The organism is Ruegeria sp. CDSA236 (genome assembly GCF_059611285.1).
In genome coordinates this window covers 600,329-612,261 of record NZ_JBXWPG010000001.1, presented here as the reverse complement: position 1 = coordinate 612,261, position 11,933 = coordinate 600,329, and the positions used below count along the sequence as shown (strand labels likewise).

The window sequence follows — 11,933 nt, the reverse complement described above, 5'->3', positions numbered from 1 at the left end:
TCTCGAAATCAGAATCCCAGCCGGTCCCGCAGGGAGAACCATGTCATCGCCAGCACCAGCAACGGGCTGCGTAGGGCTGCGCCGCCCGGAAAGGGCAGGGCGGGTACGCGGGACATGGTGTCGAACCCTTCGGCTTGGCCCTGAATGGCCATCGCCATCAACTGCCCGGCATGGGTCGCCGTGCCGACCCCATGGCCAGAATAGCCCGAGGCCGACAGGATATTGGGCGCAACCCGTGTCAGGTAGGGCATTCGCCGCATGGTGATGCCCAGAGTACCGCCCCAGGCATAGTCGATCTTTACATCGCGCAGATGCGGGAAAATCTCGGTCATCGGCTTGCGCACCTTGGAGGCGATATCTGTGGGGAAGCGGTAGCCATAGCTTTCCCCGCCGCCGAATAGCAGGCGGTTGTCGGCGCTGAGGCGAAAATAGTTCACCACAAACTTGGTATCAGCGACGGCGACATCCCGGGTCAGGACGCGGGCGGCATCGGTGCCCAAAGGCTCGGTCGCGGCGATGAAATTGTTGATCGGCATGACGCGCGACGCCACCTTGCCGTTCAGATCGCCGAGATACCCGTTGCAGGCCAATATGACGTGGTTGGCTGTCACCTTTCCCTGTGGGGTTTGCACGATGGCCGGATCGGTCTCGTCGATCCCGGTGACTTCGGTACCCTCAAAGATGCGCACGCCGGCCTTGGCTGCGGCATCAGCCAGCCCCAAGGCAAAGTTCAGCGGGTGCAGATGGGCCGCCCCCATGTCCAGATAACCTCCGCGATAGGTTGGGGATGGGCACAAGCCATGCGCCGCGCCTTCGTCCAGCAGTTCCATATGGTCATACCCATATCGCGCGGACAGATGCGCCGCGTGGTCGTGGAGGTCTTGCTGATCCCCGGTGCTGAGGCCCAGAACCGCCACGCCCGGTTTCAGATCACAGTCGATTTTGTGCTTTTCGATCAGCGATTTGACCAGATCCTTGGCATCTTCGGCCAGATCCCACAGCTTGGCGGCATCGTCATCGCCGACCAGGCGTTCAAGGTCTTCCTGATCCATCCGCTGGGCGCTGCCCAGCTGCCCGCCATTGCGGCCTGACGCTCCGAAACCAACGCGATGCGCCTCAAGGAGCACGACGTCGAACCCGGCCTCGGCCAGATGCAGCGCGGCGGACAGGCCAGTATAGCCGCCACCGACCACACAGACATCCGCTTTGGTATCCCCAGCAAGCGCGGGAAAACGGTCGAGTGTGTTGGCCGTCGCGGCATACCAGCTGGCCGGATACTCGGCCTTGCGGTCGTTGGAATAGAGGAGATTCATCGCGGCTTAAACGTTCATGAGCAGGTGCTCACGCTCCCACGGAGAGATGACCTGTAGAAATTCTTCATACTCGGCACGTTTGACAATGCCATAGACGCGGGCAAATTCCGGACCCAGCACCTCGTGCAGGGCGGTGGCCTGATCAAACAGGTCCAGCGCATTGCCCATGACCTGCGGGATATCACCGTCACCTTCGTAGGCGTCGCCATAAAACTGACGGCGCGGACGTTCCTGCTGGGTCAGGCCGAGATAGCCGCAGGCGAGCGACAAGGCGATGCCCAGATAAGGGTTGCAGTCCATGCCTGCGATACGATTTTCAACGCGCCGCGCCTCGGGGCCGGACAGGGGAACACGGATGCCGGTCGTGCGGTTGTCACGAGCCCATTCCAGATTGATCGGCGCGGCATGGTCTTTCACATAGCGGCGGTACGAGTTCACATAAGGTGCCATGACTGCCAGGCCTGCAGGCAAGTGGTTTTGCAGCCCTGCAATGAAGTTATAGAATGCATCCGTTTCGCCGCCCTGAGGTCCGGAAAAGATATTCTGTCCGGTTTCGATCTCGGTGATCGAGTGGTGGATGTGCATGGCCGATCCAGGCTCATCCGCAATCGGTTTCGCCATGAAGGTCGCAAAGCAGTTGTGTCGCAACGCGGCTTCGCGGATCAGGCGTTTGAAATAGAACACTTCATCTGCCAACTTGACCGGATCACCATGGCGCAGGTTGATTTCAAGCTGTCCGGCGCCGCCTTCCTGGGTGATGCCGTCAATCTCGAATCCCTGATGTTCGGCAAAGTCATAGATGTCGTCGATTACCGGGCCGAATTCATCCACCGCGGTCATCGAATAGGCCTGCCGCGCGGCCGCCGGACGACCCGAACGGCCCATCATCGGTTTGATCCCCTGCGCGGGGTCGACATTGGGGGCGACCAGAAAGAACTCCATCTCTGGCGCGACAATCGGTTTCCAGCCTTTGTCGTGATACATTTTTACGACGCGCTTCAACACGTTGCGTGGGCTGAACGGGATCGGCTCTCCGTCCCGGTCATAGGCGTCGTGGATCACCTGCAGTGTCCAGTCACCCGTCCAAGGAGCAGCGGAAGCAGTCGAAAAGTCAGGCTTAAGGATCATGTCCCGTTCAATGAAGCCGTCCTCTCCGGCGGCTTCGCCCCAGTCCCCGGTGATAGTCTGGTAAAAGATACTATCGGGTAGATGGAAGTAGGACTGGCGTGCAAATTTGGTGGCCGGAACCGCTTTCCCGCGCGCGATGCCGGGCAGGTCAGAGATGATGCACTCGACCTCATCCAATCGGTGACCTTCAAAATAGGTACGGGCTGCCTGTGGCAGTTGTTCTGTCCAATCGGCCATCAGGCCCTCTCTTTCTTCAAAAACTCTGCCATGAACTGTCCGATCTTCGGACTGTCGTCGCGGGTGGGCAGGCGGTCGGCGGCGGCCTGCATTAGATTGTCTGGAACGACTCCTTTGCCGCGTGTGTCCATCAGCCCTTCGATGAAGCTGTCGCCATACTCCGGGTGGGCCTGAACGGTCCAGATCGTGTCGCCATAGGCCAGCATGGCATTCTGGCAAAAGGCGTTCGAACCGGTTACTTGTGCACCGGCGGGCAGCTCTACCACCTGGTCCTGATGCCAGGCATTCAAAGTGACGGTCTGTCCGTCCAAATCGTAGTCCGTCCGCCCCACGGCCCAGCCCTGTTTGAACTTTTCAACTTTCCCGCCAAGGGCTTGCGCAATGACTTGATGACCAAAGCATATGCCGATCAGGGGTTTGCCGCTTTGATGGATGTCGCGGATCAGCGCTTCGAGCTTGCGGATCCAGGCATGGTCCTCATAGGCGCCATAGCGCGAGCCGGTGATGATCCATCCATCAGCATCGTCAAAACTTTGCGGAAAGTGATCGTCGACAACAGCATAGGTCACAAACTCAAAGCCGTTGCCATTCAGCAGCGCGCGAAACATGCCGTCATACTCACCGAACTGATCGTGCAATTCGTCAGGGGGGTGGCCGGTTACAAGGATACCGATTTTCATGGGTCACCAAATTTGATCAAATTTATTCTAGCTGAGCAGAACGAAGCGAGCAAGGGGCTCAAACCGCCTCGAGATAACTTAGCCAATGCTCCTCGGGTGGGCGTTCGTTAAAGCGCAGGATCTCTTGTCGCTTTGTCATGGCGAGATTGCTGATCAGCGGGGCGGGAAAGATGCGCGCAACTTGCGGATCGGTTTCAAGGGCGGTGATGGCTGAAGCCCAGTCGCCAGCGAGTTGCGGCAGGCCGTCGATCTCATATGCGTTGCCCGTGATCGGAGCTGGCGGTTCAGTTCCGTCCTCGATGCCGTTCAGCGCCGCACCGAGCACGGCGCTCAGCATGAGGTAGGGATTGATGTCACCACCAGCAACGCGATGTTCGATCCTGCGGGCAGAGGGCGCGCCGCCGGGAACGCGCAGCGCGGCAGTGCGATTTTCATAAGCCCAGCATGCCTCAGTTGGGGCATGGGCGCCGGGGACAAGCCGCGTGTAGGAGTTCCCGTGCGGTGCAAAAATCAGAGTTGAACCAGGCATTGCGGACAGACATCCGGCTATGGCTGAGCGCAAAAGATCAGTGCCTTCAGGCCCGCCATTGTCAAAGATATTTTGCCCATCCTGGTCGACGACCGAAAAATGGACATGCATCCCATTGCCCGCATCCTGGGCATAGGGTTTGGCCATGAAAGTTGCGGTAAACCCATGTTTGCGTGCAAGGCCACGAGTCAACACCTTGAAAAGCAACGTATCATCTGCGCAGCGCATGGCGTCCTGATGGTTCAGGTTGATTTCAAACTGGCCAATCCCGCTTTCGGAAATGGCAGTTTGAGCCGGGATGCTCATTGCCTCGCATCCGTCATAGAGGTCTGTGAAAAAGGCGTCGAACGCATCCATTTCCGCCATGGACAGGACTGCCTCGTCGACCAGCCGTCGCCCCGTCAAAGGATTGATCGGAGGCACCGGTCGTGCACCTGATGAGTCCAATAGCGTGAATTCCAGCTCGGTCGCCGCAACAACAGACCAGCCACGCTCGGCATAGCGTTGCAGCACCGAGGTCAGAGCATGGCGAGGGTCGCCGGCAAAGGGCGTGCCCTGATCGTCATACAGGGACATCAATACCAGCGCTGTTTCGGTTTCAAGCCAGGGAACTGGGACGGAGCCACGCTCGGTTGGCAGTAATATGCCGTCCGCGTCGCCTGATTCAAACACAAGCGGGCTATCCTCGATATCCGCGCCCCACAGATCAACATTCAATGCCGAAAAGGGCATCCGCACCACACCTTTACTCAGCTTGTCAGCATAAGAAGGAGGCACGCGTTTGCCGCGCAGCTGACCGTTAAGGTCGCATGCCGCTACGCGAAAACTGTGTAGGGCGTTCAGGTCCATCGGCGTCTCCATCACTCTGGTACCCCGAGGTTTAATCGACACAAAGCGCCTTGTCACGAAATTTGATCAAATTATCCCCGCGCCGTTTTTTTCGGCGCGGGGTCGGGACCTTATGCAAAGCTTATGCCGTTCTCGGCCATCGGCAGATCGGCAATCAAGGTCCCCGACATTGCCTTGATTGCGTTCGCGAGCGCGGGGGCCGAAGGCGGCGTGCCGGGTTCGCCCACGCCCGTGGGGGCTTCGGCCGAGGGCAGGATGTGGACGTCGATTGTAGCTATATCGCCGATCCGAAGGGGCTCGTAATCCGGGAAGTTGTATTGATCCACGGAACCGCCGGTCAGTGTGATCTGATCGCGCATCACATGCCCGATGCCATAGCCAATCCCACCTTCCATCTGGGCACGCACCACGTCGGGGTTCACCGCGATACCGCAATCGACAGCACAGGTGACCTTTTCGATCTTGATGCCGTCATCCGGATCGCCCGAGATTTCAACCACCTCAGCCACATAAGAACCAAAGGATTTGTGCACCGCAATACCTTGCGCGCGACCGGCAGGGACGTTGCCCCAATCTGCTTTCTCGGCCGCAAGTTTCAGGACACCGGCCTTGCGCTGTTGGTCGGGATTGCCCGCATCCGCCAGATGGGCGAGACGGAACTCAACCGGGTCACGGCCCGCGGCGGTGGCGGCCAAATCCATCATTGTTTCCATTGTATAGGCAGTGTGGGTATGTCCTACCGACCGCCACCATAGGACCGATGTGGCCTTGGGTGTGTCGGTCAGTCCAAGCGCCATCCCCGGAATATCATAGGGGCTGTCTGCGATGCCCTCGATCGAGCTGTGGTCGACGCCGTCATGCACTGCAACCGCTTCGAACGGGGTGCCCTTCATGATCGATTGCCCTGCGACCTGATGCTGCCATCCGACGATATTCCCCTCCGCATTCAACCCGACACGAACTTTGTGGCCGAAGGCCGGGCGGTAATACCCGCTGCGAATGTCGTCTTCCCGCGTCCAGACCAGTTTGACCGGGCGCGAGCGGTCAGTGACAACAAAGGCCAACGCGGCCTCAACCTGATAGTCCGCATCCGGTGTTGCGCGACGCCCGAAAGACCCGCCGGCCAGCATCGTTCTGATGTGGATTTTCTCGGGTGGCAGCTGAAAGATTTGCTGATACGCCATGTGCGGGCCGGTTGGCATCTGAGCGCCATCATGCAGAACGATGTCACCCTCTGCTGTCTGTTCGATTGTGCAGTTCAGTGGCTCCATCGGAGCATGGGCGAGAAGCGGGTAGTAAAAAGTTTTTTCTACGACCGTATCCGCTGCGTCGATCGCCGCCGAAACCGTGGCAACATCTGCCTTGTTCACGTTATAGGCGGGCTCGGCCTTCAGCGCGTCCATGATCTCGGCCTTGATCTGATCCGAGTGGCGGGTTTCAGCGCCGGACATGTCCCATTCGACCTCAAGCGCGTCACGCGCCTGAATCGCGGCCCAGGTGTTTTCGGCATAGACCGCAACGCCTGCCTGATTGGGCAGTGTGGTGGCGCTGATATAGCCTTTGACCTCTTTCGAGGCGCTGTCGTCAAAGCTGATGACAACACCACCGCGCGACTCCGGACGTTTGATCATCGCAACCATCTGGTTGGGCAGGTGGACATCCATGGCGTACATCGCTTGTCCGTTGCCCTTGATGGTCGAATCCGTGCGACGCACGGCCTCGTTTCCGATCAGGCGGAATTCCGAGGGGTCTTTCAGGCGCGGCTCGGTCGGCGCCTCAATCTGCGAAGCGGCCGCCACAAAATCGGCAATCGGGGCGGATTGATCACCTGCTTTGACGATACCCTCCTCAATGGTGATGCCTGATGCATCCACACCCCAGCTTTGGGCGGCGGCATTGATCAGCATCTCGCGGGCGGCAGCGCCAGCCTGACGGTATTGCAGCCAGGAATTCGCCATCGCGGTCGAGCCGCCGGTGCCCTGGAAGGGGCCGAACAGCAGGTTGTTATAGACTTGGGGGTTCGACGGCGCGAATTCGTATTTAATTTGGTCCATAGTGATGCCGATTTCCTCGGCGATAAGCGTCGGAAGGCCGGTCGCGGGGCCCTGACCCTTTTCGAAGTGTTTGACGATGGCGGTCACAGTGCCGTCTGCGTCAATCTTCACAAATGGGTTGAGCTGCGTCGTCTCGGACGAGGCCGCAGCCAGAACGCCATCGGGGCGGGCGCCAATCAGCAAGACGGCACCGGTAGCAGCAGCGCCTTTCAGAAAACCACGGCGAGAGGTGTTGATGGTCATGGATCAGGCCTCCAGAATTTCGGATGCGCGCTGGATACCGGCGCGGATGCGTTGATAGGTGGCACAGCGACAGGCGTTGCCGGACATGTAGTCGTCGATTTCTTCAACGCTGGGCTTTGGGTTTTCGGACAGCAATCCGACCGCCGACATCACCTGACCGGATTGGCAGTAACCGCATTGAACCACGTCCAATTCGACCCAGGCCTGCTGTACCGCGGCGCCAATATCGTTGTTTCCGACAGCTTCGATCGTGGTGATTTCGGCGTCTTCGACATCCTCAATATACGTCTGGCACGAGCGCACCGGCTCTCCGTCCAGATGCACGGTGCAGGCCCCACAGGACGCGACACCGCAGCCGAACTTGGTTCCTGTCATCTTCAGTTCGTCCCGGATTACCCACAGCAGGGGCGTGCCGGGCTCGGCCTCAACCGTGTGGGTCTGGCCGTTCAGTTTCAATGTCAAAGCCATTGGGGGGATCTCCTGTTGGGCTGGCTACCTGAATCGGTAAACTGGCGGGTTTACCTTAGGCAGGGGGCAGGGCGTTGTAAACCCGAGAGTTTACCTAGCGTTTGACCGGTTCATGTCAAAGGGTCTATAGCTTTGGAGCATGAATGACCTCAGCGCACCGAAAGCATCAAAGCATGCCCAGATCATCGAGGCTGCCGTAGCTGAATTCCAGGAAAAGGGGTTCTCGGCGGCCAGTATGGATCGCATCTCGGCACGGGCCGAAGTCTCCAAGCGCACACTGTACAAGTATTTCGAAAGTAAGGAAAACCTGTTCCGCTCGATCGTGGTTGAGCTGTCGAACCGCTTCTCTGAGGTTCAGGATATCAGATATGAAAAGGGCAGAGATATCCGCGCGCAACTGACAGATTTGGCTTGGGCCGAGGGTCGCATTCTGATGTCACCCGAGGTGATGGCGATGTCGCGTATGGTGATCAGCGAAACCTTGCGCAATCCCGACCTTGCGGTCGCCGCGCAGGGCAAATTGGACAAAACTGCCATCTTCTCGGCCATGCTTAAAGATGCGGCAGAGGATGGTCAGCTAAGCATCGATAACCCCGACATCGCGGGTCGTGAATTCATCGGATTGATCAAGAGCAGGGCATTCTGGCCCATGGTTTTTTGCGGGACCGTACTTAGTCAGGACGAAATGTCTGATACCATTCATCGCAGCGTCGAAATGATGATTTGCCGGTACGGTGTCGACAATCGGTAACGCGGTTGGCAGACACAAGGACGGCCTCTTTCGAATATGCTAAACCCCGGGCTGCCCGATTCGATGGGCAGGAATTTGCGGTTTCGATCCGTCTGATTGGAAACCGGGTGCGACGAGGACTCAGCATTGAATGACAAGGTAAGACAAGCCGCACGCCTGAGCGTCGCCCCTATGATGGATTGGACGGACAGGCATTGTCGCTATCTGCATCGGTTGCTGAGCACCGAGGCGCTGCTGTACACTGAAATGGTAACAGCGCCTGCGTTAGTTCGGGGTGGTGCGCTGCATTTGCTGGACCACAACCCGCAGGAGCATCCCGTGGCCCTGCAACTGGGCGGGTCGGACCCTCAGGAATTGGCACAAGCGGCCCGGTTGGGGGCGGATGCTGGTTATGATGAGATCAATCTGAATTGTGGCTGCCCGTCTGATCGAGTGCAATCTGGCACTTTTGGTGCGGTGCTGATGAAATCCCCTGACCGCGTTGCGGATTGTGTTGCCGCAATGCGCGAAGCCGTGGACGTAGATGTCACGGTCAAATGCCGCATTGGAGTCGACGACCAACAGCCCGAAGACATTTTGCCTGAGTTTCTGAGCCAGATCAGGCAAGCGGGATGCACACGGGTCACGATCCACGCGCGCAAAGCCTGGCTGCAAGGGCTCAGCCCCAAAGAAAACCGGGATATTCCACCCCTGGATTATGATCTCGTGCATCGGATGAAGGCGGAATTCCCGGATATGCACATCTCGATAAATGGTGGCATTGCTGATCTGGAACAGGCGCGCGGGCATCTGGACGCAGGGTTGGATGGTGTAATGATCGGGCGGGCTGCGTATCATCAGCCGTCAGACGTTCTGTCCAAAGCGGATCCTGTGATCTTTGGGGTTGGTCAGGCCACGGACCCGTTTGCTGTTGTCCGGGAAATGGTGCCTTATATCGAATGCCATCTTGCTGGCGGGGGGCGCTTGCACCAGATTACGCGACATATGCTAGGCCTGTTCGCAGGACGGCCGGGTGCGCGGGCTTGGCGACGGACCCTGTCTGAAGGTGCGGTGCATGACGGGGCGGGCCCCGAGGTTATGTTGCAGGCACTGGATCATGTCGCGCCTCTGACCGAGGCCTGAATGGTGGCAATACGGCAAAAGGTCGGTTGGGGGGAATGATGCCCGAAGTAATGTTGCTTGCTCAGATGCTGGTTCTTCTGCTGGTGATCGGAGCGCTGGCAGGCGTTTTGGCGGGTCTGTTGGGTGTCGGCGGAGGCATCGTGCTGGTCCCTGCTTTTTTCTATGCGTTTCAGACCCTTGGGTATGGCGGCCCGCAGTTGATGCAGCTGTGCCTTGCCACCTCACTGGCAACGATTATCGTAACCTCACTGCGGTCGGTTCTGGCACATAACAAAAAGGGTGCCGTTGATTGGGATATCCTGCGCAGTTGGGGTCCGGGCATCGCCATCGGTGCGGTGTTGGGCGTGATGGTGGCATCCGCTCTTCGGACCGAGGCATTGCAAGCCCTGTTCGGTGTATTGGGTATGGTGATTGGCGCCTATCTTGGTCTGGGTAAATCCGAATGGCGGCTTGGAGACGCCATGCCCAAGGGCCTGATACGCGCTCTCCTGTCGCCCTCGGTCGGCTTCCTATCAGTTCTGATGGGTATCGGCGGCGGCAGCTTTGGCGTGCCGTTAATGAGCTTGTTCAACACGCCAATTCACCGGGCTGTGGCCACGGCTGCCGGGTTTGGCGTGATCATCGCTGTGCCCTCGGTCATGGGGTTCCTGTTTCTCGAAATTGCCCCTGAACACCGCCCGCCCTTTACCATCGGCGCCGTCAATCTGATTGCCTTTGGGATTGTGGTCGCCATGACCATGATCACTGCGCCTTGGGGCGTAAAGTTGGCCCATGCGATGGATCCAAAGCCGCTCAAGCGGATATTCGCGGTCTTCCTGACTCTGGTCGCCCTGAATATGTTACGCAAGGCGTTGGGTTTTTGAGTTCTTTCGAGGAAAAGGGTTGGGTGAAATTTCCCCACGACCGGGCTATTCTGGACTGGGTATCTTATGCGCTGCCCGCAGCACGCGCTGCTGCGGCGGATCCGGAATTCGCGCATTGGCTGGACTGTGAAGGGACCTGGTTCATTGGGGTCGACGCGCTGAACAACGACACCGAGGGCAGGGTCCAGGGTTCCCCGGTTCTGACCGGGGCCGTCATGGATTTCATAGTGTCGCGTTATGGGTCGTTGCCATTGCACAAAGCCCAGGTCTCGGTCATTTTCCCCGGCTACCCGTTGCCCCGGCGCGGAGAGGGCGAGGCTGCTGCCCAGTATCGAGCAAAGCGGGATGCGGCCCATGTGGATGGTTTACGCCCGTCCGGCCCGGACAGGCGCCGAAGGGTCGAGGAACCGCATGCGTGGATACTGGGCATTCCATTGACTGATGCCAGCGAGAATGCGTCCCCGATGGTTCTTTGGGAAGGTAGCCACAAGATCATGCAGGCTGCATTTGCGGATGCACTTGAAGACAAGCGCCCGGAAACTCTGGATCAGGTGGACATAACAGATGTTTATCAGGCTGCCCGTCGTGAGGTCTTTGATACTTGCCGTCGCATCGTACTGCCCGCACGTCCGGGCGAGGCCTATCTGCTGCACCGCCACTGCCTGCACGGGGTAGCGCCATGGGGCAGCGGGGCTGAGGCTGGGTCGGATGGCCGGATGATCGCCTATTTTCGGCCTGAATGCGCTGGCGGTGTGGCCGAATGGATCAAATCCTCCTAACGTTCTGTCATTATACAGATTTGGAGGATTTTTTGATGATTGCTGTCCACAAAAACTCTGACGGAGCATTGATTGAAATCGAGCTTTCCGGCGAAGTGACAGGTACGGACTATTCCACAACATTGATCCCGGCGATTGAGGCCGCACTGGCCGAACACGACACGGTGCGGTTGTTGGCGATCGTGCAGCCAGAGTTCAAAGGGTACGATCTGAATGCGGTTTGGTCGGATACAAAATTGGGCCTCAGCCACTGGCGCGGCTTTGACCGAATTGGAGTGGTGGCGGATCAGGGTTGGGTTCAGACCAGTATCCGGCTTGCGGCTCCGCTTTTCCCTTGCCCTGTGCAGGTATTCGATCACGCGAATATTGAAGAAGCGCGCCGATGGTTGCGCGAATCTCTGGGCTCTATTCACGTTATTGATCTGGGCGGCCCCTGCGTGCAGGTCAGCCTGATGGGAAAACTCGACCCTGACGAATTCAAAAAGGCCGAAACCGATCTGGACTACATTTTGCGGGAGAAACAGGGGTTTCGCCTGCTGATTGATCTGTCCAAGTTTGACGGATGGCAAGGCCTTACGGCGCTTGCCTCGCATTTTCGGCTGGCCCGGGGGCATATTGGTAATCTGGATCGGGCAGCGGTTGTTGGCGACAAAGCCTGGCAACATCTGGCCCAACGGGTGGCCAGCCACATCCTTGGCACACGCACTCAGTTCTTTCCCGCCGAGGAAATTCAGAACGCCAAAACATGGCTTGCGTCTGGGTAGAAACGCAGCGGCTTGAGCCTGCTGTGACATTTACGTCAGGGCACAGAAATATCAGCGAGGATTTTTCTTGATCGATTGGTCAAAAAAGACGTACACAGATCGAACTCCTCTGCCGAGCCACTGCAGAGGATCGATTGTTGAAACGCGCCGCTG

At 58.4% G+C, this 11,933-nt stretch carries 11 protein-coding genes; 5 read left to right on the top strand and 6 right to left on the bottom strand.

The window, feature by feature from the left end:
• Positions 1-8: 8 nt before the first annotated feature.
• The 6 genes from AC2FLB_RS03105 to AC2FLB_RS03080 all read right to left on the bottom strand — a co-directional run bounded on the left by AC2FLB_RS03105 (position 9) and on the right by AC2FLB_RS03080 (position 7,501).
• A complete protein-coding gene (locus AC2FLB_RS03105; protein ID WP_496708592.1) occupies positions 9-1,313 on the bottom strand; it encodes an NAD(P)/FAD-dependent oxidoreductase in 1,305 nt (434 codons plus the stop codon).
• 6 nt (positions 1,314-1,319) lie between these two features.
• On the bottom strand, positions 1,320-2,678 hold the full coding sequence (locus AC2FLB_RS03100) for a glutamine synthetase family protein (protein WP_142633012.1): 1,359 nt from the start codon (positions 2,676-2,678) through the stop codon (positions 1,320-1,322).
• Positions 2,678-3,358, bottom strand: a complete 681-nt coding sequence (locus AC2FLB_RS03095; protein WP_496708591.1) for a type 1 glutamine amidotransferase — start codon at positions 3,356-3,358, stop codon at positions 2,678-2,680. The genes AC2FLB_RS03100 and AC2FLB_RS03095 overlap by 1 nt, the downstream gene beginning before the upstream one ends.
• 58 nt (positions 3,359-3,416) lie before the next feature.
• Positions 3,417-4,736: a glutamine synthetase family protein gene (locus AC2FLB_RS03090; RefSeq protein ID WP_496708590.1), complete on the bottom strand. Its 1,320-nt coding sequence runs from the start codon at positions 4,734-4,736 to the stop codon at positions 3,417-3,419.
• A gap of 110 nt (positions 4,737-4,846) precedes the next feature.
• On the bottom strand, positions 4,847-7,033 hold the full coding sequence (locus AC2FLB_RS03085; protein ID WP_496708589.1) for a molybdopterin cofactor-binding domain-containing protein: 2,187 nt from the start codon (positions 7,031-7,033) through the stop codon (positions 4,847-4,849).
• Between the two features lie 3 nt (positions 7,034-7,036).
• A complete protein-coding gene (locus tag AC2FLB_RS03080; RefSeq protein ID WP_496688520.1) occupies positions 7,037-7,501 on the bottom strand; it encodes a (2Fe-2S)-binding protein in 465 nt (154 codons plus the stop codon).
• Between the two features lie 139 nt (positions 7,502-7,640).
• Between AC2FLB_RS03080 and AC2FLB_RS03075 the strand changes: the two genes are divergently transcribed.
• The 5 genes from AC2FLB_RS03075 to AC2FLB_RS03055 all read left to right on the top strand — a co-directional run bounded on the left by AC2FLB_RS03075 (position 7,641) and on the right by AC2FLB_RS03055 (position 11,780).
• Positions 7,641-8,252 (top strand): TetR/AcrR family transcriptional regulator, encoded by a 612-nt coding sequence (locus tag AC2FLB_RS03075; protein WP_496708588.1) that lies wholly within the window; start codon positions 7,641-7,643, stop codon positions 8,250-8,252.
• A gap of 126 nt (positions 8,253-8,378) precedes the next feature.
• The gene (gene dusA, locus AC2FLB_RS03070) at positions 8,379-9,374 is read left to right on the top strand and encodes a tRNA dihydrouridine(20/20a) synthase DusA (RefSeq protein ID WP_496708587.1); all 996 of its coding nucleotides are present in this window, start codon (positions 8,379-8,381) and stop codon (positions 9,372-9,374) included.
• Between the two features lie 38 nt (positions 9,375-9,412).
• Positions 9,413-10,237, top strand: a complete 825-nt coding sequence (locus tag AC2FLB_RS03065; RefSeq protein WP_496708586.1) for a sulfite exporter TauE/SafE family protein — start codon at positions 9,413-9,415, stop codon at positions 10,235-10,237.
• Between the two features lie 23 nt (positions 10,238-10,260).
• Positions 10,261-11,016: a phytanoyl-CoA dioxygenase family protein gene (locus AC2FLB_RS03060; RefSeq protein WP_281994424.1), complete on the top strand. Its 756-nt coding sequence runs from the start codon at positions 10,261-10,263 to the stop codon at positions 11,014-11,016.
• 35 nt (positions 11,017-11,051) lie between these two features.
• Complete coding sequence (locus AC2FLB_RS03055) at positions 11,052-11,780, top strand: SpoIIAA family protein (RefSeq protein WP_281994425.1); 729 nt, start codon at positions 11,052-11,054, stop codon at positions 11,778-11,780.
• Positions 11,781-11,933: the final 153 nt, after the last annotated feature.